We start from the raw sequence: 21344 nt of genomic DNA, 5'->3' as shown, positions 1-21344 counted from the left end.
GGACATGAACGAGACGATGGTGTGCGCGGTGGGGAACGTCGCGACGCAGCCGGTGTACCGGGAGTTGGCGAACGGCGCGTCGGTGAGGTTCCGCCTGGCGGTGACCGCGCGGTACTGGGACCGCGAGAAGAGTGCCTGGACGGACGGGCACACCAACTTCTTCACCGTGTGGGCGAACCGTGCGCTCGCCACCAACGTGGGGGCATCGCTGTCGGTGGGCGATCCGGTCGTCGTCCAGGGCAGGTTGAAGGTGCGTACCGAGGTGCGCGAAGGGCAGAGTTGGACGTCGGCGGACATCGACGCGGTGGCCATCGGCCACGACCTCGCGCGCGGCACCTCGGCCTTCCGGCGCCCGAGCAAGGAGGGGGACACGACTGCGGTCTCCCGGCCCGAGCCCAACTGGGAGACGGAGCCGGAAAGTCGGACCCCGGATGCCTCCCAACAGCTCCCGGAGCGCGCCGGAGTGACCTGATGTCAGGTACGGAATCGCCCTGACCTGGCGAGCTGACCGAACTGCGGCTTATCGACAAATGCGGTCCGGACAGTCCCCATTGATTTGTCGATAAGCGCAGCTCATGGGCTCGCCGACCGATAACGATTCCGATTCGGATCGGTTGTCCGACGGCAGGACCGGGAAGCGCGGTGCGCCCGCGTCCTTAGGATGCCGGGCATAGCTCACGGGGCTTCTGATTCTGCTGGCGGGACCGTCCCCCCATGTCAACGGGTCCTGCTCGAAGGGGAATTCTGTGTTTTCTTCGTTCTCTGCGTGGTCCGCGCGCAGGCGAGGGGCCGCTCGCCTCGCCGCCGCGGCGTTGGTGTCGGGGCTGGTCGCCGCGGGGACGCTGGCCGGCGCCGGTGCGGCCGTCGCCGACGAGGCCCCGCAGAGTCAGGGCGGCGCGACCGCGACCATCGGCGGTCTGAAGACCTACGGATCCGCGGTGGTCCACGACAACGGCGTGGACCAGCAGGTGTCCGCCGGTCTGTTCGAGATGTCCGTCGACGGCGGCGGCATGCTGCAGACGTACTGCATCGACCTCCACAACCCGACCCAGCGCGACGCCCAGTACCAGGAGGCCTCCTGGAGCGGCACCTCGCTGAACGGCAACAAGGACGCCGGCAAGATCCGCTGGATCCTGCGGCACTCCTACCCACAGGTGAACGACCTCGCGGCGCTGTCCGACATGGCCGGTGCACACGGCCTCACCGAGCAGGACGCGGCGGCCGGCACCCAGGTGGCCATCTGGCGGTACTCGGACGGCGCCGACGTGGACGCGGTGGACCCGCAGGCGGAGAAGCTCGCCGACTACCTGCAGAAGAACGCACGGAACATGGCGGAGCCCAAGGCCTCGCTGACCCTCGACCCGCCCGCGGTCTCCGGTCACGCCGGCGAGCGGCTCGGCCCGATCACGGTGCACACCGACGCGGACAGCGTGACGGTGACGCCGCCCGCGGACGCGGCCGCCAGCGGGGTGAAGGTCGTCGGCAAGGACGGCAAGGCGATCACCTCGGCGACCAACGGCAGCCGGCTCTACTTCGACGTGCCGAAGGACGCCACGGACGGCTCGGCGGCGCTGACCGTGCAGGCGTCGACGACCGTGCCGGTCGGCCGGGCCTTCGTCTCGGGGACCCGCAGCCAGACGCAGATCCTCGCGGGCTCCAGCGAGTCGACGGTCTCGGCGACGGCGACCGCGAACTGGGCCAAGCAGGGTGCGATACCGGCGCTGTCCGCCACGACGAACTGCGCCAAGGGCGGCGTGGACGTCACGGCGGCCGTCTCGGGCGACGCGCCGTTCACCTTCTTGCTGATGGGGGCCGAGCACACCGTCGCGGCGGGCAAGTCCCTGACGGTGACGGTCCCGCTGAAGGAGGACCAGGCGTACGACTTCACGCTCACGGGTCCGAACGGTTTCGAGAAGCACTTCACCGGCATGCTCGACTGCAAGACACAGGGCAGCGCTGGCGACATCACGACCCAGACGGTCGGTGAGCCGAGCCCGGCCCTGACGAGCGCCGCCTCCACCGGGGACACCAACCTCGCCGAGACCGGTGGCTCCGGGGCGACCCCGGTCATCGCGGGCATCGCCGTCGGCCTGGTCGTGATCGGCGGCGTGGTGATGCTCCTCCTCCGCAAGAAGAAGGCACCGGCGCAGAACTGAGCACAGCAGTACCGCACCTTGGCAACTCAACAGTGAGTGACCGCAAGCACCGGTGGCTCCGTGAGCCGCGGCCCCGGCCCGCCCTCCCAGGCGACCGGGGCCGCGGTCCTTTCCGGGCGCGCCCGTCAGACCATCGCGTCGGACAGCGAGGCGATCAGAGCGGTACGGGCACGGGCCACGCGTGAGCGGACCGTACCTATGGGGCAGTCGCTGACCAGGGCCGCCTCCGCGTACGGCAGTCCGAGCAGCTGGGTCAGTACGAAGGCCTCGCGGCGCTCCTCGGGCAGTTCGGCCAGCAGTTCGTCGAGAGCGATGCCGTCGTCGAAGCCCGGCAGGCCCCGCGGCTGTGCGCGTTCGGCGGCGAGCTGCCAGTCGGCGGAGTCGGCCAGCCGGGGCCGGGCCGCCGCGGTGCGGAAGCTGTCGATGACGGCCCGGCGCGCGATGGCCAGCAGCCAGGTACGGGCCGAGGAGCGGCCCTCGAAGCGGTGCAGGCTGCCGAGGGCGCGCAGGAAGGTGTCCTGGGCCAGGTCGTCGGCGCTCTGCGGGTCCGCGCCGAGATAGGTGACGTAACGGCGTACGTCACGGTGGAGGGCGCGCACGAACCGGTCGACGGCGTCGCGGTCACCGGCGCGGGCGGCCAGCGCCCAGGCCGTCAGCGACGCGTCACGTGAGGTGGGCGGGGCAGGAGTGGTCACCTGGTGTCCTTCTCGGGTCATCCGGGATCCGGACCCGGCGCACGAGGGCGGGCCGAGGGTCCGGTGAGCGAAACGGCCGCACGAGGACATACGGCCGAGGCCCGGGGCGCACTGGGGCGGCCTCGGGGAACCGGCTGTCTTCAGACGACAGCGGTCCCGGCGGGCGGACCCCGAGAAGTGATCGCGTGGACGAGAAGGAGCTGCCGCGGCACGCGGGCGGTGCGGTCGCGGCGGATACGTGGACGCGGGCGGGTTGCCGGCGCGGGCAGCGCGAGCGGCAGCCGCAGCGGGGCGGCCAGCAGGCCGGCGAGAGCCCTCAGGATGCGGAAGGCGGCACGCTCTCCGTGCCCGAGCCAGAGGCCGCACAGCAGGGCGGCCAGCAGGTGGACGGCGAGCATGCCGAGTGAGGACGACGTGCCGTCCGCCGCGTGCCCCATGTGGTCCAAGGGGCCCATGTCCATGGCGTCCATGCGTGCCGAGTCCATGCGTGTCGAGTCCATCGGCATGGAACTCATGGACATGGGGCCCGTGGGCATGGAGCTCATGTCGTGGCCGGTGAAGGCCGCGGCCGTCGCGCCCCACACTCCCAACGAACCCGACGACTGCGCGAGCGAGAACACCGAGTGGAGCACCGCCTGCGCCCCGACCACGGCGGACACGATCAGCGGCAGTCCGCGTTCCCGGCCGGCCAGACACCAGCCCGCGCCGCCGACCGCCGCGCCCGAGGCGCCCAGGGCCCACCCGGGCACCATGCCGCCGGACATCGTCACGTGCCCCAGGGCGGCGAGCAGCACACAGACGACCGCGAACACCGCGGCCCGTAGCGTGCGAGAACACCACCCAGCAGTCATGGCGGGCTCATCCTCGCATCCGGGCAACAGGCGTCATGGGAGGGTACGGAAATTTCTCACGCCCCACTCATGGACGGGCTCAGCTCGCGTCGGACACGCGGTGTTCGAGGAGTTCGGCGGTCGGAGCGTCGCTCCGTCCCGCCGGCGGAGGATGAGGTCGGCGGGACGGCGACCGTTCACCGGCTGATCACCGGCCGGTGAAAGCCAGTGAGAGGCGGTGAGAGGCGGCTCGCTTACTCGGAGCGGGCGTTCCGGCCGCGCGCGAGGGCGAAGCCGGCCGCGGCCAGGCCGAGGACACCCACGACCAGCCCGGCGATGCCCAGACCACGGGCCGTGGAGTCGCTGCTCGAGGTCGAGTCGGACGCGGCGGCCGGGACCGGGCTCGAGGACGAGGCGGAGCCCGACGCCGAGTCCGAGGTCCCGTCGGAACCGGTCTCCGCATCCTCGGCGGTCAGGGTGAGCACCGGCGCCGGGTTCTCCGGCTCCTCCGCGCCCTTCTTCGCCTCCTCGATCCAGCGGGCGACATTGCCGTCCGAGTAGGTCTGCAGGGTCTTGAAGCTCAACTGGTCGGTGTCGTCGGGCAGCTGGCCGAAGGCGACGTTGAAGTCCTGGTACTGGCCGTGCCTGATCCGGCCGCCGGTCCAGGTGATCTCCGAGACGGCCTCGGTGATGGTGCCGTCGTCGGTCTTGACCGGGGTCTTGAGCTTCGTGGTCGTCACCTGCGCCGTCCAGCCCTCCTGGGGGGTGACGAGCACGCCGAGGACCGGGTGGTCCGTCGGCAGGAAGACCTGCACCTTGGTGGTGCTGGCGGTGTCCTCCTCGTTGGGGACGCGGAAGGTGAGAACACCGTCCGTGGCTCCCTTGGCGTAGCTCTCGGGGTGGACCGTCACATGCGCGAAGGCGGCACTCGCGGCGGTCAGAACACCGGCCGTGGTGAGGGCGGCGACAACGCCGGCACGGCGCAGGGTGGTGCGAATCGGGGACATCAGAGGAACTCCGTACTGGTGTGGATGCGGTCAGGGCGTGTACGAGAGCCCTGCCGGCGGTCCCCGACGAGAGACCGCGTGGCGCAGCAGCAACTGTCGAACCGGCCGGGGTTCCCGCGCGGTCCGGCGTACGACGGCCGACCGGGCCGGTACGGCGGACCACCCCGCGCGCACCCGCCACCAGGCGGCGAGCCCCGGCACGAGTGTCGCGGCCCGTCGCAGCAGGGACCAGAAGGCGGCTTCACCGCGCCGCAGCCACCAGGTCGCGAGGAGGGCGGCCACCACGTGGGCGGCGGTGGCGTGCGGTGTGATGGCATGCCCCGGTGGGTTCGCCATGTGCGCGCCGTGCATGTCCATCGCCATCCGCGGGCCGGCCGCCTCGAAGGCGAGGTGCAGTCCGGCCTGGGCGGCCAGCATCCCGCCGCCGATCCCGACGAGTGAGCGTTCGCGTCCGCTCAGCGGCCAGCCGACCGAGAAGACGGCGAGGAGCCCGGCACCGTCCGCCCACAGCGGCGGCGCCTGCCCGGTGGCGAGCCAGTGCCCCCCGGCGGCAAGCAGCACGCACAGCACGGCGAACACCGCCGCGCGCAGGCTCCGTACCTCTGGGGACGCACTCATGGAGCCCAGATACTGCCATGGCGGGTGAACGGCCGTCGCGGCTTCCGGAGCAGCCGCTTCCTCCGAGGCCGCCCGGAGGCCTCGAAACGCCGCTCGCCAGGGTCCGGCAGTGGCGGACGACGTGGAGGTCGCGCGCCCGTCGGCTGACCTGCAAACCCCTGACCGCCCGCAACCCGCACCATCACCGCCCTGGTGGACGTCGGCCCACCAGATTCGAGACGGGCACGCTGACCAGGCCAAGTGGAGAAGCCCAACTGGAGTACTAAGCCCCCGCTCCCATGCCGACGTTCGCCCCGGGCGCCGACTTCAGCAGCGGTCCGAGGACGGCGGCCTGAGGGAACTTCAGGTCCGGCAGTCCGTAGTGATCGGGGTTGGGTGCGCTGAGCGGGGTGTCCATGGCCAGCCCCGGCGTCAGCGTGGTCAGATCGGCCGCGGGTGCGTCCGCCCCGAGGTGATCAAAGCCGTCCCCGAGGAGGTGCGGAAGGGGCGTGCGCAAACCCGCCCCGGGCAGTCCGGCGCCGACCGGCAGTCGCGGGACCGCCCGGTCGGGGAGCAGTCGACCCTCGACGTACCGCGGTCCCTCGGGTCCGCCCGGCATGGGCACCGGAAGCTCTCCGGCGATCTCGGGCGTCCGCAGGTTGAGGGCGCGTCCCACGCCGTCCAGAGGTACGGGGACGGGAACCTTTTCGGCCGCGACGGCCGGGGTCGCGGCGGCGGCACCCATCGCAGCCGCGACGCCGGTGACGACGGCGGCGAGAGTTCCTCGAGTGGTCGACTTCATCTCAGGTACGGTCCCCTTCAGGATTCGGTGGATCTGCGTCCGTACCGGGTAACGATCCTGAGAACGCCTTCAGTTCAAGATTCCCCTGACGGACCCAATAGTCAGCTCATCCAGAAACTCCACCAGCGGGTCAGGATCAGCATTCCAATGATCCCGATGTGCATGACCGGCAGAACCCAGGTGAACTCGTCGAGGAATCCCCTCAACCAGCCAGCTGCGGGCAGAAATGCATGCCGTACGTTGAATGACGTCACGTACCAGAACATGATGATCGTGGCGACCCACGCCAGACAGCACCAAAGACACAGCGCATTGATGCGGTACAGCGACTGGAACTGCAGCCAGGTGCAGAATCCGACACCGAAGAGGGTGCCGGCGTTGAAGGTCAGCCAGTACCAGCGCGGGTAGGTGGCCCGCGCGAGCAGGCTCATCCCGACGCAGATCACGATGCCGTACGCGACGAGACCGAGCATCGGGTTGGGGAACCCGAAGGCCGCGGCCTGCTTGCTCTTCATGATGTTGCCGCAGGAGACGACCGGGTTCAGGCTGCACCCCGGCACGAAGTTCGGGTTCTCCAGCAACTTGAACTTGTCGATCGTGATGACCCACGCGGCGAGCAGACCGGCCGCACCGGTGATCACCAGCAGCACGGCGAACGCCCGGCTGCCACCCGCGGTCCGCACCCTCGCGGCGCCGCCCGCGGTCCGTGTCATCAGCCGCGCAAACTGTGCGCGGGCAGGAGCACGTGGGCCGCGCTGAGCAGGATCTCCTCGTTACCCGCGAAGGCGGCCAGGCTCTCCGGCTGGACGGGCTTGCCGGGCTTGGCCTCGGGCCAGACGTGGGTGGCGAACAGGAAGTAGGCGTAGCCCCGTTCGCCGACCGCCGTGAGCCATTCGGGCGGCACGACGCACTGGGCGTTGAGGTACGGCATCTTGACGACGGCCTGGCCCGCCTCGACAAGGAGGGTGAGCGGCAGGTTCGGCTGCTGGGTCGCGTCGAGCAGCGAGTCGCCGACGGGCAGACCGTTGTTCCGCAGCAGCTGCTCGATGGCGACCGTGGCGGCCTCCGGCCCGCCTTCGCCGTCGCCCAGGGAGTAGGCGAGGAGATAGGGCATGTCGCCGTCGGGCACCTCACCGCTGAAGGCAATGACGGCGAGCGTGCCGAGATCTGCGGCCCGAAAAGGGCGCGTTTGGCTTGAGGTTGAGGTCACCGCGGAACCTTATCGACGCACCCGAACGGGCCCACCCTATTTCTCACCCGAATGGACGACAGCCGACGGGCGACCACACGAATGAGGGACGCTCTTCGAACAACGCGAAGGGCCGACTCCGCGGGCACGGAATCGGCCCTTTCAGTCCCCGTACGACGCTGAGGCCACAGACGTCACCGGAACGACCACGGGTACCAGAATGACGTTACCGGAGGCGACGCCAGGGGGAATTGACCGGCGAGGCCTGGACGCAGGCATCCGCGCCGACGCAGGAGTTCGCCCACTTCGGCTTCATTGTGAGCCTGCCGCTGGAGGACCGGGTGCTGCCGGTCGCCACGTACCGACGGACGAACCTGACTCTGCGGCAGTTCGCCCCGATGTTCGGGATCTCAAAGTCCGCCGCCGTCGCCGAGCAGTCGAAGAACTGGCGAGATTCCACCGACCACCACGTCGTCATCGACGCCGACACCCGCCTCGTTGTCGCCGTTGGCAAACCGGGATGAATCCGCAGGCCTTTCGGAAAGACACGCGATGAAGTGAACCCACTACCCTGAAGGGGACCGACTGGCTCCGGAGGGAACCGATCAGTTCCGGAGGGGAAGTCCGCCGAGGAGCCGCGCGGGGCCGCCGGCCGCGTTGAGCGCCTTCGTCGTGCCGCTCACGGAACTGAGCACCGAACTCTTGTTCTCGGTGTCGAGCGCGTCGGACTGATGCTGCAGGGGCTGCACGTCCTTCAGGCTGAGCGAGTGGTGGTTCGTGACGGTCTCTAGTGCGCTGTTGAGGCTGGTGGGCGTGAGGTCGGAGGCCTCGGCGGCAAAGGCGGGCGCGGCGGCACCAGCGATGACCATGGATCCGGCAACGACAGCGGCAGCCTTCAGGGACTTCATCGTGCTCCTTTCTTCGGCGACTCGTGCCACCGGAGGGAATTTCCGCTTTTTCCGGACTGACTAACGAGACCCGGACGCGAAGGAAACCCTGTACAGACGATTCACGCACCTCACCCGGACGATTTCCGCATCCCGCCCGAACGCCTACCCCGCGATGAACAGCGGGTCACATTCCCCTATAAGGCAGCCGTCGCGCCGACCGAAAATGGCCGGCACGACGGCGGGTGGCGACCAGGGCCATGCGGATCTCATGGCGGTGATGAACCTGGGTGCGTTCGTACTGGCAGACCAATGACCCGCTCCGGTGCGCCGGCGACCGCTTCGCCTCAGGCGCCGCTCCCCGCGCCCAGGAGGGCAGGGTCACCGCCCAGGACCCCGGCACCGTCGGCGAGGTCAATGACCGCGGTGAGGATGCCACCGGCGCCGGCCCACGACGTCACCTGCGCCAGGAGCGCCTCCGCGCCGGGAACGGGTCCGCCTCCCTCGATCGGGGCAACGCGGACCGGCCGCCCTCCCGTTGGGGAAGACGGCCGGTAGAAGGGTGTGCGCTGGCGTCAGCCGTTAGCGCAGGTGTTGCCGAACGCGGGGTTCAGCAGACCAACAACGTTCACAGTGTTCCCGCAGACGTTGACCGGAACGTGGATGGGAACCTGCACGACGTTGCCCGACAGGACGCCAGGGGACTGGGCGGCCGAGCCGGTTGCGCCGCTGTCGGCGGCAGCGATACCGGCGGCGCCCGCCACAGCAGCGGCGGCAACGGTGGTCAGGGCCAGGCCCTTCGCGATACGCGACATGAAGAAGTGCTCCTTGGAATCGTCACAACAACCGGGCGAGATGCCCGGTGCTGGAATCAACGCGCGGCACACGCACGAGTTGCGGCTCCAAAGGAGTGATCTCATCGTCACGAACTCCACCATTCCGATACATTCAGGGGTTTAACCGATAAACGCGGGTCAGCGGCTGGAGTCGAAAGCCGCCCGAGGCTCCTTACCAGGGGATGCCGGAATCAGACTCCGAACACCTCATCGCAGCCTCGGGGTTTCGGGGTGAGCTGCGAGCAGCTCGGGCTGCCGGCCGGCGAGCCGCGCAGGAGTCTGGCGGTGGTGGTCGGCGGTTCTCGGAGGCCGACCGGGACTTCGGGTCCTCGGCGCCGGGCCGCTTCATGGCGGCCACGCTCGTACGAGGGTTACGGCCGCGGCCGCACGCGGAGCCGGGCGGCGAGCGGGTCCCAGCGCCCGGGGACCAGGCACGGGCGGGACGCGGCCATGCGCGTACAGGCCGACATCAAGGAGCAGAAGGAGAAAGGGGACAGCACAATTGGGTGCCGGGCGCGGCGAAGCGTCCGGCACCCAGAGTGTCGTGACTACCGGCGGGAGGCGACTCGACCTCGTCGGTACAGGATGGCTCCGCCGATCAGCAGCGCGGCGCCGGCGGCCGAGGCCCCGAGCACGTTCTCACTGCCGGTGTGCGCCAGGGTGGGCGGATTCTCGGAGGGAGAGACGGGCACGATCGTCTCCCGGAAGGTCCGCGGGGGGGTGGCGGGTGTCGTCGGCGTCGTGCCGGGAGGCGTCACCGGAGGCACGGTCGGAGGCGTCACCGGCGGCGTCACCGGCGGGACAGTCGGAGGCGTCACCGGAGGCGTCACCGGCGGCACGGTCGGAGGCGTCACCGGAGGCGTCACCGGCGGGACGGTCGGCGGCGTCACCGGCGGCGTCACCGGCGGGACAGTCGGAGGCGTCACCGGAGGCGTCACCGGCGGCACGGTCGGAGGCGTCACCGGAGGCGTCACCGGAGGCGTCACCGGCGGTGTGTTGACGGTGCCCCCGGTCTCGTTCCCGCACCTGTTGCCGAACGCCGGGTTCAGCAGGGCGACGACGTCGACCGTGTTGCCGCACGCGTTCACCGGAACGTCCACCGGGGCCTGGACGAGATTGCCCGACAGAACGCCGGGCGAGCCCTGGGTCCTGCCGGACGCCGTGGCGCCGGAGGTGCGGCCCTGTGAACCCGAGCCGTTGATGCAGGAGTTCCCGAAGGTCGGGTTGAGCGCGCCGATCACGTTGACAGTGTTGCCGCAGGCGTTCACCGGCACGTGCACCGGAACCTGAACGCTGTTGCCCGACGCGACGCCGGGCGAGTCCGTAGCGCTGGCGTCCGCGTGCGAGTCCGCGAACACGGGGGTGCCGTACAGGGACAGGATGCTCGTCGTGGCCGCGGCCATGACGATTCCCCTACTCAGGTTCTGTCGCAATCTCGTTGTCTTCCTGCTTGAAACGAAGTGAGGAAAGCCGGCCTTGGAGCCGAAAGAGTGGCCCAAGGCCGACCGTGACGCAGCCGGAAAGGCTGGTGCTGTCGCGTCAGCCGTTGGTGCAGCTGTTGCCGAACGCCGGGTTCAGCAGGGCGATGACGTCGACCGTGTTGCCGCACGCGTTGACGGGGATGTGAATGGGAACCTGGATCACATTGCCCGAGAGGACACCCGGCGAGCCGACGGCGGCACCCTCGGCACCGGCGTCCGCGAAGGCCGGGGCGCCCATCCCCAAGGCCATGATCGCGCCGGCGACAACAACAGCGCTCTTCTTGTGCTTCACGTGTTTTCCTTTCTCTGCGGTCATGGCCCTATGACGGCCGAAACCGAGCGAGCACACCTTGAGCTGCTCGCACCACGACCTGCAGCCTGTAAACGAGGGAGGACCGTCCGAAGAAACTAAAGAACGTGCGCCGCTTGGGAATTCACTCGAATCGCCCTGCCTTCGAATGGACACCGAGACGCACACGAACACCCATACGAGAAGAAACGGTTCCCTTGAATGCCCAGAAGAGTGCGGGGTTCCTTTCTCCATGAAGACACATGTTCCTACTCTCGTATCAACCCGGTGATCCTGGACCAGTTTCGGTGATTCACCCGATCGGCCCCCATGGGCCATCAGGATGAATCGGAGCAACCAAGGGCGTCCGCGGCGGTTGAACCAAAAACGCTCCGGTGGACGGGGTTTCTTCAGAATGGAACCAGCCAGTGATCAAGAAGTTCATGACCGCCGCCGCGGTCGCCGTTTGCGCCGTCGGCGCTTCCGCTGCTGCCGCGCCGCAGGCGCTGGCGACCGGGAATGACGGTGGCACGACGTCCAGCAGCGGCGTCGGTGCCACGCAGTCGTTCGGCAACTCGGCGACCACGGGCGACATGAGCCCGCAGATGGCGCTCATCCAGGGCTCGCTGAACAAGCCCTGCGTCGGCCTGCCCGCGAAGGCCAACGTGGGCTCGCTCGTCGGCGTCGTCCCGATCGCCGTCCAGGACGTCCCGGTCCTGTCGGCCCCGCAGAACCAGCAGTGCGTCGAGAACTCCACCCAGGCCAAGGGCGACGAACCGCTGTCGCACATCCTGGACGACATCCCGGTCCTGTCCGGCAACGGTGTCGGCAACAAGTAGCACTTTTCCCGCTGGCGGGCCGCGGAATTCTCGGCGGCCCGCCGGCCCGCCTTCTAAACGTGACAATTCATGTGCCGAGTCACGCGCCGAAGAGAAGGCTCCCGCCCTATCCGTAGAAACTCGACAACACCCCTGCCGAGCGACCCGCCACGTTGGGCCAAATGGGGCACTACCCGCAACCCTTGGGCGGTCTGCCCAGTTGATGATCATGCAGCTCCCCAACAGGAGTCCGCTTTCCGAAGGGAATGAACATGAAGAAGCTGTGGGCAACCGCGGCTATCGCCGCTTCCGTCGCCGGTATCTCGGCCACGGCCGCCCCCCAGGCTCTGGCGATCGGCGACGACGGTGGCACCACGTCCGTCAGCGGCTACGGCGCCACGCAGTCGTTCGGCAACTCGGCGACCTACGGCAGCATGAGCCCGCAGATGGCGCTCATCCAGGGCTCGCTGAACAAGCCCTGCGTCGGCCTGCCCGCGAAGGCCAACGTGGGCTCGCTCGTCGGCGTCGTCCCGATCGCCGTCCAGGACGTCCCGGTCCTGTCGGCCCCGCAGAACCAGCAGTGCGTCGAGAACTCCACCCAGGCCAAGGGCGACGAACCGCTGTCGCACATCCTGGACGACATCCCGGTCCTGTCCGGCAACGGCACGAACAACAGCTGATCCCAGCACCGCGAGAGCGGGCCGCCGAGCACCTCGGCGGCCCGCTTTTCGCGTACTCGGTGGCCCTCTTGGCTTACTCGGGGGACCACTCTTCGCCGCTCATTTCCCGTACGCCCGCTGGAACGCGCATCCGCAGGAGCGGCCCACCGGGCGACCGACACGTCGCGCGTCCCAGTCCGTCGTCCGCGCGCTGCCGTCGGCGTGTGCGACGGACCGACCGCCGCCGCTACCCCATGAGCCGGCTCGCCCGCTCCACCGCGTCCGCCAGGTCGTCCACCGCCTTGTCCTCCGCGGCGGACGCCACCCGGTGGGCGCGGTCGGCGAGTTCGCCCAGCGGGAGGGCGCCGGGGAGCGGGCTCCCGTCGTCCTCGCCCGTGCGCAGGTCATCGGCGAAGTACGCGGCCACGGCGTCGACCTGGAGGCGGGTGGAGGAGTTCCACAGATCCTCGTCGAGGGAGCCGGTCTCCAGTTGGCCGGACTCCTCGTGCGGGGCGCGGCTGTCGGGGTCGAGCCAGCGGACGCTGGCGGTGGCGAGATGGCCGGAGGCGCCGGGCTTTGTACGGACGGCGTAGAGGGCCGTGACCGTGTGGCCGGGACCGACCTCGCCGCCGTCCACCCGGTCGTTGCGGAAGTCGTCGTCGGCGACCTGACGGTCGTCGTATCCGATCAGCCGGAACTGCTGGACGGTCTCCGGGTCGAAGGCGACCTGTGCCTTGGCGTCGCGGGCTGTGAGGTCGATGTTCTGCGGGAGCTGGTCGCAGAAGACCTTGCGAGCGTCCTCGGGGGTCGAGACGTACGTCGTGTGGCCGTCGCCCTTGTCGGCGAGGCGCTCCATGAGGGCGTCGCCGTACTCGCTGCCCACCCCGACGCCGAAGAGGGTGATGCCGTGCTCGCGGCGGGCGATGGAGATGTTCTCGAGGATGGCGTCCGCGTCGGTCTCGCCGGTGTTGGCGAGGGCGTCGGAGATCAGCACGACGCGGTTGGTGGCGCCCTCGCGCAGACCCTTGACGGCGGTGGCGTACCCGGTGCGCACGCCCGCGCCGAGGTTGGTCGACTCCGTCGGCTCCAGCCCCCTGATCACGTCGTGGACGCGCTCGCGGTGGTGGCCGAGGCGGGTCATCGGGAGCACGGTCTCGGCCTCGTCGCTGAAGGTGACCAGGGCGACCGAGTCGTCGTCGCGCAGTCGGTCCGTCATCACGCCGAGGGCGTCCTGGGCGAGGTCGAGGCGGCCGGGCTCGCCCATGGAGCCGGAGATGTCGATGACGAAGGTGAGGGCGGCGGGCGGGCGTTCGCCGCTGTCCGCGGCCGCTCGGGTGGCGAGGCCGACGCGGACCAGCGACCAGCCCTTCTCCCGGGTGCGGGCGCCGTCGACGGTGACCGAGAAGCCGTTGCCGTCGGGGCGCCGGTAGTCCTGCCGGAAGCTGTTGACGAACTCCTCGGGGCGGACGGTCGAGGCGTCGGGCAGTCGGCCGTCGGCCAGGGCGCGGCGGGCGTAGCCGTAGGAGGCGGTGTCGACGTCGAGGGCGAAGGTGGAGAGGTAGTCGGGGGACGGCGCGACCTCGCGGTTCGCGTCGCCCGTCGGTGTGTCTCGCTGCTCGCCCTGGGAGGTACCGGAGGTCCCGTTCGGGGCGGGCTGCGGGAACCCGCGTCCGCTGGACTTGTTCGAACCGTCCGCCGACGAGCCGTTGCTGTCGCCCGCGCCGCAGCCGGTGAGGAGCAGGCCGCCCGCGAGCGTCAGGCCGATCAGGGTGGCGACCGGTCGCCCGATCCTCGACTGCCGGCGCCGTCGCCCTGTGTGGTCGTCGTTCCCCGTCCGTGTCATCCGTGCCCCCTCGGTGAGTCGTCTGTCTGCCGACGTCCATGGGCCGACGTCTGTGACTGTGACGCCCGAAGGGGCCCGGATGTGCGTTACGGAGCGTTGCGGATGGATCTCGAAGCGGCCACGAAAGGCGTCCGCCGAGACCGGTAGGTGACGCTCCGGAGATCTACGACACGATGTCCTTGCGCCGGAAACCCCGGAAGGCCAGGGCGAACAGGACGAGGGCGTACGTTATCGAAATCGCGGTGCCCTGGATCATGCCGCCCCACTCCGCGTTGGGCTGGATGGCGTCGGCCCAGGCGAACTGCCAGTGCGCGGGCAGGAAGTCGCGCCAGTGGCCGAGGGCGGTGACCGCGTCCAGGACGTTCCCCACGATTGTCAGGCCGACCGCTCCGCCGACCGCGCCCAGGGGTGCGTCCGTCTTGGTGGACAGCCAGAACGCGAGCCCCGCGGTGACCAGTTGGGACACGAAGACGTACGCGATGACCACGAGGAGCCGCTGGGCCGCGGTGCCCGCGGAGAGCACGCCGCCGGTGGGGATCTCCAACGGGCCCCAGCCGTACGCCGCCGTGCCCACCGCGATCGCGACGACCGGCAGCAGCACCATCGCGGCGAGGCTGAGGCCCAGCGCGACGGTGAGCTTGGACCACAGCAGCCGGGCCCGCGGCACGGGCGCCGCGAGCAGATAGCGCAGCGAGGACCAGCTCGCCTCGGAGGCGATCGTGTCCCCGCAGAACAGGGCGACGGGGATGACGAGGAGGAAGCCCGCGGAGACGAAGAGGTTCACCGCGGCGAAGTTGGCGCCCGACGCGGTCGCCGTGTCCATCAGGGTGACCTGCCCGTTGCGCGAGCCCGGGTCACCGCCGATCGCGAACGCGACGACCAGCACGAAGGGCAGCACCGCGAGGATCGCGCCCATGACGAGCGTGCGGCGCCGCTTCAACTGCCGCAGCAGCTCGACGCGGAGCGGCAGCGTGTGCCGTGCCCGGTACCCGTCCGCCGTCTCGGCCCGTTCGACGAGCGTGCTCATGCGGCACCTCCGATCAGGGTGAGGAACGCGTCTTCCAGCCGTCGGTGGGGGCCCACCGACCGCACGGGGACTTCCAGTCGTACGAGCTCCACGAGCAGGCGCTCGGCGCTGCCGCCCTCGTCGAGGCGGACCAGCAGCCCGCCCTCGGCGGCGACGGCCGAGGCCACGCCGGGCAGCGCGTCGACCTTCTCGACGACCGGCCCCTCCACGGGCACGCTCGTACCGACGAGGAGGGTGTCGCCGGAGCCGACGATCTCGCTCACCGGGCCGGCCTGGATGAGCCGGCCGCGGTCCATGACCACCAGGTGGGTGCAGGACTGCTCGACCTCGGCCAGGAGGTGGCTGGAGACGATGACCGTGCGGCCCGCGGCGACGTAGCGGATCATGACCTCGCGCATCTCGCGGATCTGGGGCGGGTCGAGACCGTTGGTCGGCTCGTCGAGGATGAGGAAGTCCGGGAGGCCCAGCATCGCCTGGGCGATGGCCAGGCGCTGGCGCATGCCCTGGGAGTAGGTGCGGACCGCACGGGCCAGCGCGTCGCCCAGGCCCGCGATCTCCAGCGCCTCCTCCATGTGGGCGTCCTCGGACGGACGGCCCGTCGCCTGCCAGTACAGCTCCAGGTTCTCGCGGCCGGAGAGGTGCGGCAGGAAGCCCGCGCCCTCGACGAAGGCCCCGACCCGGGAGAGCACCGGGGCGCCCGGCCGGATCGCGTGCCCGAAGACGCGGATCTCGCCGCCGTCGGGCTTGATGAGGCCCATCAGCATGCGCAGCGTGGTCGTCTTGCCCGCGCCGTTGGGCCCGAGCAGGCCCAGGACCTGGCCCTTCTCCACGCGGAACGACAGGTCACGTACCGCGTACCGGTCCGCCGACTTCGCGTAGCGCTTGCTCAGGTCGGTGATCTGGAGCGGGACTTCGGCGAGCTCGGGGTCGGGCGCGACCGGAGCCGTACGACGACGGCCGGTCAGCAGGAGTGCGGCGGCGACCAGGGCTCCGGCCAGGGGCAGCCACCACACCCACGAGGGCAGCGCGGCGGCGGCGGTCTTCACACCGGGGGCGGTGGGAACGTGCAGGTCGCCCTTCAGGGAGACCGTGTACGTCGCCGGGGCCGCCGGTGAGGCGTAGCCGAGGTCCGTCGAAGCGAGGACAAGGCGCAGCCGGTGACCCTTCCGGACGTCGTGGTCGATCGCGGGCAGCACGATCGTGACGTCCTTGCCCGCCTTCGCGCCGGTCACCCGCACCGGCGCCACCAGCTGCGAGGGCAATACCTGCTGGGTGCCGCCCGGCCCGACGTCGTACACCTTCCCGAAGAGGACCGCCTCGTCGGTGCTCGACCGGACGTGGACGGTCACGGTCGGCGACCCGGTGATCCGCAGGTCACTGCGGAGTGCCGAGGCGTCGAACTGCGCGTACTGGCCCGGGAAGTCGAGGGACACCCCGAGCCCGAGCGCGGACAGCCGGGACAGGCCGCCGGTGCCGCCGATTCCGGGGAGGGCGGAGATCGCGGGCGGACTCCCGCCCGCGGGGTTCTGGAAGGTCTGCTCGCGCCGGCCGTCGCCCAGCGCGATGGTGTGCTCGCCGCTCTCCAGGCCGGGGTAGGTGTCCGCGCTCGCGCCCCGCAGCTGTGCGGCGCCGTCGGTGGAGTCGATGCCGCCGGTGCGGGTGACGCGGAAGGCGGGCCCGGTGTCGGCGTTCTTGTCGTCCTTCAGGTAGCGGTCGAACCAGGAGCCGACGCGCGCTTCGACACGGCTCGTCTCCGGGTCGCCGCCGTCGTGCCCGCCGGCGATCCAGTCGACGTCCACGGGCGCGCCGCCCGCCCGGATCGCCTTGGCCATCGCGTCGGCCTGGCCGAGCGGGAAGAGGGAGTCGGTCTGGCCCTGCAGGATGAGCGTGGGCACCTTGATGCGGTCGCCGACGGCGGACGGCGAGCGTTCCTCCAGCAGAGCGCGCGCCTGGGCGTCCGGCTTCCCTGACTCCGCCACCCGGTTGTACATCGCGCACAGCTGCGTCTCGAAGTGGCCGCAGCCGCCGCCGGAGTTGATGAAGATGCCGGCCCAGAGCTTCTTGAACACGTCGTTCGGGAAGAGCGCGTCCGCCAGGTTCCAGTACGTGATCGAGGGGGCGATCGCGTCGACCCTCTTGTCGTACCCGGCGGCCAGCAGGGAGATCGCCCCGCCGTACGAGCCTCCGGCGAGGCCCACGCGTGGGTCGCCGCTCTTGTCGAGCCGGACCTCGGGCCGTTTCGCCAGCCAGTCGATGAGCCTGGAGACGTCGGCGACCTCGCCCTTGGGGTCGTTCAGCCCGATCTTGCCGGTGGACCGGCCGAAGCCGCGCGCCGACCAGGTCAGCACCGCGTACCCGTCGCGGGCGAGCTGCTCCGCCTGCCGCCGCATGTCGTCCTTGCTGCCGCCGAAGCCGTGCGCGAGAAGTACGGCGGGGCGGCGGCCGGAGCCCGCGGTGAAGTACGACGTGTCGATGTTCACCCCGGCGCCCGTGGTCATCACGCGGTCGGTGCGGTGGACGGCCGGCCCGTCGTCCGAGGCGACAGCGGTCCACGTACCGGCGCCGGCGAGCACGACGACGGCGGCCGCGGCGGCGAACCACCGTCGGGGTCCTCGCCGTGCGGGCCCGCGCAGTCGGGGCAGTCGAAGATCCATGCGTCAACGGTACGGGCCGCCACCGACAACAAAGGCAGCCACCGGTCTGAACCCGCGCCCCTCCTCCGGGCGTACGAGGCCCCTCCCGCATACCGCGCCCGTGGTACGTACTCCCCCCCCGGCATCTTCACGTGCGCGGTGGTGACGTGAGCCCCTCGCGTGACCCCCGTAGGGCTCAGACCTGGGCGTCCTCCGGGATCGACACCAGCCAGCGGGTCTCGCGGCGCGGGCGGAGGTAGAAGGCCCAGTAGAGGGTGGCGACGGCTGTGATGCCGCCGGTCCAGAGCAGGTACGTCGCCTCCTGCTGGCTCAGGATGTAGGCGAGGACCGCGATCAGGAGCACCGGCATCGCGGGCCACAGCGGCATGCGCCAGGCCGGGGTGTGGCGGTGCTGGCCGCGCCGGGCGAGCAGGGCGGCGACCGCGACGAGCAGGTACATGGCGGTCACCGAGACGCCCGTGACGCCGTACAGGGTGTCCAGGTTGACGAAGCACAGGAGGGCGCCGGGGACGCCCACCAGGAGGGTGGCGACCCACGGGGAGCCGAAGCGGCCGAGGCGGGAGAGGCCCTGGTTGACCGGCTCGGGCCAGGCCTTGTCGCGGGCGGAGGCGAACAGCACCCGAGAGTTCTGGATGACCATGACGATGCCCGCGTTGATGATCGCGAGGGCGACGCAGAGGCTGACGAAGGTGCCGACGGCGGAGTTGGACCAGGCGGTGACCATGGCGCTGATGTCGCCGCCGGTGAGGGTGGACAGGTCCGAGGCGCCCATGGTGATCGCGACGACCGGGACCAGGATGATCACGGTCGAGATGGCGAGGGTGGCCAGGACCGTACGGGCGACGTTGCGGCGCGGGTTCTCCAGTTCCTCGGAGAGGTAGACCGCGGTCGAGAAGCCCTGGGTGACGAAGAGCGCGATCGCGAGCCCGGAGACCACCAGCATGGCCGTCACGGTGTCCGTGTGGCCCCCGGAGCCCGCCACCTGCATCGAGGTGAGGCTGCCCACGCCGCGCTGGCTGTGCGCGAAGCCCAGGACCGCCACGACGGCCGCCGCGATGACCTCCAGGACCAGGAAAACCCCGGTGATCCAGGCGTTGGCCCGCAGGTCGAGCAGGCCCGCGAGGGTGGCCAGGAGCATCACGCCCGCGCCCGCCATCGACGAGTCGAGGTGCACGATCGGCGCCAGGTAGTCCGCGGTGCCCATCGCGATCACCGGCGGCACGATCATGACGACGAGGAGGGAGAGCACGAAGACCAGCCAGCCCGCGAGTCGTCCGGCCATCGTCGACACCATGGCGTACTCGCCGCCCGCGCTGGGGATGAGGGTGCCCAGCTCCGAGTAGCAGAACGCCACGGCGATACAGAGCAGCGAGCCGATCGCGATGGTGAGCGCGGTCGCCGTACCGAGGGACGAGAACAGGTCGGGCACGACCACGAAGAGCGTGGAGGCGGGCGTCACGCACGAGAGCGTCAGCAGGGTCCCGCCCACGATGCCGATGGAACGCTTGAGCTTTTGGGGGCTTCCGGAGGCCGTGGGGTCGGCTTCCGGGGCGGCGGCCTCGACAGGGCGGAGCGTGTCGGTCATGAAGCGGTTCCGATCGACTCATGCGTCAGAAGACGACTCGTGCGTCAGGTGATGAGGTCGGGAGCGCTATCGCCTCCGGCGGCTCGCGTCGTTCATCTCTTCGTCCGCTCCCGACGCGCTGATGGAACCTTGACGGAAACCGTTGCGTCAATGGCCGTTTACCTACGGAATCCGCACTGCCCGAGCGACGCAGGTCACACCACTTTCCCAGGCCATGGCGCCCCTATATTGCAATCACCAAGACCCAACAGACTGTGACCTTGCTTTCGAAGGCAGTAACCGCAAACTGCCTCCGCCATCCGTTTCATCACCTCATGACGAGAACCGCAGTCGAGGCTCCGAAATTCGCCAAGATTGGTCCGCGCTCCGGGGCTCCCGCCGAACAGTAGAGTCCCGCCTCACAGCGCCGCCCGGCAGCAGAGCTGAGCACGCGGACACGGCGGTGCCCCACCCCCCCGGGACGGGGAGCGGGGCACCAGGGGTCACTCAGTGGTTGCGCGGGAAGCCCAGGTCCACGCCCGTCGGGGCGTCGGCCGGGTCCGGCCAGCGGGTGGTGACGACCTTGCCGCGGGTGTAGAAGTGCGTGCCGTCGTTGCCGTAGATGTGGTGGTCCCCGAAGAGGGAGTCCTTCCAGCCGCCGAAGGAGTGGTAGCCGACGGGCACCGGGATCGGCACGTTCACGCCGACCATGCCCGCCTCGACCTCCAGCTGGAAGCGGCGGGCGGCGCCGCCGTCCCGGGTGAAGATCGCGGTGCCGTTGCCGAAGGGCGAGGCGTTGATGAGGGCGACGCCCTCCTCGTAGGTGTCCACGCGCAGCACGCACAGCACCGGGCCGAAGATCTCGTCCTTGTACGCGTCCGAGGTCACCGGCACCCTGTCGAGCAGCGAGAGCCCGATCCAGTGGCCGTCCTCGTACCCCTCGACCGTGTACCCGGTGCCGTCGAGGACGACCTCGGAGCCCTGCGCCGCCGCGCCCTTGACGTAGGACGCCACCTTGTCGCGGTGCACGGCCGTGATCAGCGGACCCATCTCGGAGGTCGGGTCGTTGCCGGGGCCGATCTTGATCTTCTCGGCGCGCTCGCGGATCTTCTCCACCAGCACGTCGCCGACCGAGCCGACCGCGACGACGGCGGAGATCGCCATGCAGCGCTCGCCGGCGGAACCGTAGGCGGCCGACACGGCGGCGTCCGCGGCCGCGTCCAGGTCGGCGTCCGGGAGGACCAGCATGTGGTTCTTGGCGCCGCCCAGGGCCTGCACACGCTTGCCGTTCGCGGAGGCCGTGGTGTGGATGTAGCGGGCGATCGGGGTCGAGCCGACGAAGGACACCGCCTTGACGTCCGGGTGCTCCAGGAGGCGGTCGACGGCCACCTTGTCACCGTGGACGACGTTGAAGACACCGTCGGGCAGACCGGCCTCGGCGAGCAGCTCGGCGACCTTCATGGCGGCCGACGGGTCCTTCTCGGAGGGCTTCAGCACGAAGGTGTTGCCGCACGCGATGGCGATGGGGAACATCCACATCGGCACCATGGCCGGGAAGTTGAACGGCGTGATGCCCGCGACGACGCCCAGCGGCTGCCGGATCGAGGCCACGTCGACCTTGGAGGCCACCTCGGTCGACAGCTCGCCCTTCAGCTGCACGGTGATCCCGCACGCCAGGTCGACGATCTCCAGACCGCGCGCCACCTCACCGAGCGCGTCCGAGTGCACCTTGCCGTGCTCGGCGGTGATCAGCTCGGCGATCGCGTCCCGGTTCGCGTCGAGCAGCGCCCGGAACTTGAAGAGGATCGTGGACCGCTTGGCCAGCGAGGACTGGCCCCAGGTCGCGTACGCGTCCTTGGCCGCGGCGACGGCGGCATCCACCTCGTCGACGGTCGCGAAGGCGACCTGTGTGGTCACGGCGCCGGTCGCCGGGTCGGTGACCGGCCCGTACGTACCCGACGCACCCTCGACGGTCTTGCCACCGATCCAGTGGTTGACGGTCTTCGTCAT

Annotated in this window: 21 protein-coding genes and 1 pseudogene; 5 read left to right on the top strand and 17 right to left on the bottom strand. The window is 70.2% G+C overall.

Going from position 1 to position 21344, the window contains the following annotated elements; translation table 11 throughout:
- Window positions 1-4: 4 nt before the first annotated feature.
- Window positions 5-472, top strand: coding sequence for a single-stranded DNA-binding protein (locus OG819_RS19990; RefSeq protein WP_266650726.1), 468 nt, complete (start codon window positions 5-7; stop codon window positions 470-472).
- Window positions 473-746: 274 nt separating this feature from the next.
- Complete coding sequence (locus tag OG819_RS19985; RefSeq protein ID WP_266650725.1) at window positions 747-2156, top strand: Cys-Gln thioester bond-forming surface protein; 1410 nt, start codon at window positions 747-749, stop codon at window positions 2154-2156.
- A 125-nt stretch (window positions 2157-2281) separates the two neighbouring features.
- Here OG819_RS19985 and OG819_RS19980 read toward each other — a convergent pair whose 3' ends face one another.
- The 8 genes from OG819_RS19980 to OG819_RS59100 form a co-directional block, all read right to left on the bottom strand.
- Window positions 2282-2872: a sigma-70 family RNA polymerase sigma factor gene (locus tag OG819_RS19980; RefSeq protein ID WP_266413829.1), complete on the bottom strand. Its 591-nt coding sequence runs from the start codon at window positions 2870-2872 to the stop codon at window positions 2282-2284.
- 119 nt (window positions 2873-2991) lie between these two features.
- Window positions 2992-3702: a hypothetical protein gene (locus OG819_RS19975; protein WP_266650724.1), complete on the bottom strand. Its 711-nt coding sequence runs from the start codon at window positions 3700-3702 to the stop codon at window positions 2992-2994.
- 233 nt (window positions 3703-3935) lie between these two features.
- Complete coding sequence (locus tag OG819_RS19970; protein WP_266650723.1) at window positions 3936-4688, bottom strand: YcnI family protein; 753 nt, start codon at window positions 4686-4688, stop codon at window positions 3936-3938.
- Window positions 4689-4718: 30 nt separating this feature from the next.
- Window positions 4719-5306, bottom strand: coding sequence for a hypothetical protein (locus OG819_RS19965; protein WP_266582554.1), 588 nt, complete (start codon window positions 5304-5306; stop codon window positions 4719-4721).
- Between the two features lie 262 nt (window positions 5307-5568).
- On the bottom strand, window positions 5569-6087 hold the full coding sequence (locus OG819_RS19960) for a hypothetical protein (protein ID WP_266650722.1): 519 nt from the start codon (window positions 6085-6087) through the stop codon (window positions 5569-5571).
- Window positions 6088-6188: 101 nt separating this feature from the next.
- Window positions 6189-6800 carry a vitamin K epoxide reductase family protein gene (locus OG819_RS19955; RefSeq protein ID WP_266624815.1) on the bottom strand — a complete coding sequence of 204 codons (612 nt, stop codon included), beginning with the start codon at window positions 6798-6800 and terminating at the stop codon, window positions 6189-6191.
- Window positions 6800-7297 carry a DUF5949 family protein gene (locus OG819_RS19950; RefSeq protein WP_266413821.1) on the bottom strand — a complete coding sequence of 166 codons (498 nt, stop codon included), beginning with the start codon at window positions 7295-7297 and terminating at the stop codon, window positions 6800-6802. Before OG819_RS19950 ends, OG819_RS19955 begins: the two co-directional genes overlap by 1 nt.
- A 141-nt stretch (window positions 7298-7438) precedes the next feature.
- Complete coding sequence (locus OG819_RS59100; protein WP_353962860.1) at window positions 7439-7555, bottom strand: chaplin family protein; 117 nt, start codon at window positions 7553-7555, stop codon at window positions 7439-7441.
- A 41-nt stretch (window positions 7556-7596) separates the two neighbouring features.
- On the opposite strand from OG819_RS59100, the pseudogene OG819_RS19945 reads away from it, so the two are divergent.
- Window positions 7597-7794, top strand: a pseudogene (locus OG819_RS19945) (transposase family protein); the annotation flags it as partial.
- Between the two features lie 87 nt (window positions 7795-7881).
- On the opposite strand, the gene OG819_RS19940 reads toward OG819_RS19945, so the two are convergent.
- From OG819_RS19940 to OG819_RS19925, 4 genes are all read right to left on the bottom strand, one after another.
- Complete coding sequence (locus OG819_RS19940; RefSeq protein WP_266624816.1) at window positions 7882-8184, bottom strand: hypothetical protein; 303 nt, start codon at window positions 8182-8184, stop codon at window positions 7882-7884.
- Window positions 8185-8738: 554 nt separating this feature from the next.
- Window positions 8739-8978 (bottom strand): chaplin, encoded by a 240-nt coding sequence (locus OG819_RS19935; protein ID WP_266413818.1) that lies wholly within the window; start codon window positions 8976-8978, stop codon window positions 8739-8741.
- 569 nt (window positions 8979-9547) lie between these two features.
- Window positions 9548-10402 (bottom strand): chaplin, encoded by an 855-nt coding sequence (locus OG819_RS19930; RefSeq protein WP_323139355.1) that lies wholly within the window; start codon window positions 10400-10402, stop codon window positions 9548-9550.
- A 136-nt stretch (window positions 10403-10538) separates the two neighbouring features.
- On the bottom strand, window positions 10539-10796 hold the full coding sequence (locus OG819_RS19925) for a chaplin (RefSeq protein WP_323136956.1): 258 nt from the start codon (window positions 10794-10796) through the stop codon (window positions 10539-10541).
- A 401-nt stretch (window positions 10797-11197) separates the two neighbouring features.
- Between OG819_RS19925 and OG819_RS19920 the strand changes: the two genes are divergently transcribed.
- Both OG819_RS19920 and OG819_RS19915 read left to right on the top strand, forming a co-directional pair.
- A complete protein-coding gene (locus OG819_RS19920; RefSeq protein WP_266413816.1) occupies window positions 11198-11608 on the top strand; it encodes a rodlin in 411 nt (136 codons plus the stop codon).
- Window positions 11609-11859: 251 nt separating this feature from the next.
- Entirely contained in the window at window positions 11860-12267 is a 408-nt protein-coding gene (locus tag OG819_RS19915) for a rodlin (RefSeq protein WP_266413815.1), read from the top strand.
- A gap of 226 nt (window positions 12268-12493) precedes the next feature.
- On the opposite strand, the gene OG819_RS19910 is transcribed toward OG819_RS19915, so the two are convergent.
- The 5 genes from OG819_RS19910 to mmsA all read right to left on the bottom strand — a co-directional run bounded on the left by OG819_RS19910 (window position 12494) and on the right by mmsA (window position 21344).
- Window positions 12494-14089: a VWA domain-containing protein gene (locus OG819_RS19910; protein ID WP_266650720.1), complete on the bottom strand. Its 1596-nt coding sequence runs from the start codon at window positions 14087-14089 to the stop codon at window positions 12494-12496.
- Between the two features lie 163 nt (window positions 14090-14252).
- Complete coding sequence (locus OG819_RS19905) at window positions 14253-15116, bottom strand: ABC transporter permease (protein ID WP_266624818.1); 864 nt, start codon at window positions 15114-15116, stop codon at window positions 14253-14255.
- Window positions 15113-17770 (bottom strand): alpha/beta fold hydrolase, encoded by a 2658-nt coding sequence (locus OG819_RS19900; protein ID WP_266650719.1) that lies wholly within the window; start codon window positions 17768-17770, stop codon window positions 15113-15115. The genes OG819_RS19905 and OG819_RS19900 overlap by 4 nt, the downstream gene beginning before the upstream one ends.
- Before the next feature lie 175 nt (window positions 17771-17945).
- Window positions 17946-19355: an APC family permease gene (locus OG819_RS19895; RefSeq protein WP_266624820.1), complete on the bottom strand. Its 1410-nt coding sequence runs from the start codon at window positions 19353-19355 to the stop codon at window positions 17946-17948.
- A gap of 486 nt (window positions 19356-19841) precedes the next feature.
- Window positions 19842-21344: a CoA-acylating methylmalonate-semialdehyde dehydrogenase gene (mmsA, locus tag OG819_RS19890; RefSeq protein ID WP_266624821.1), complete on the bottom strand. Its 1503-nt coding sequence runs from the start codon at window positions 21342-21344 to the stop codon at window positions 19842-19844.

The sequence above is a fragment of the Streptomyces sp. NBC_01549 genome, from assembly GCF_026339955.1.
GTDB lineage: Bacteria > Actinomycetota > Actinomycetes > Streptomycetales > Streptomycetaceae > Streptomyces.
Note: the sequence above shows the minus strand (reverse complement) of the source record. Positions and strands in the feature narration are given on the sequence as shown.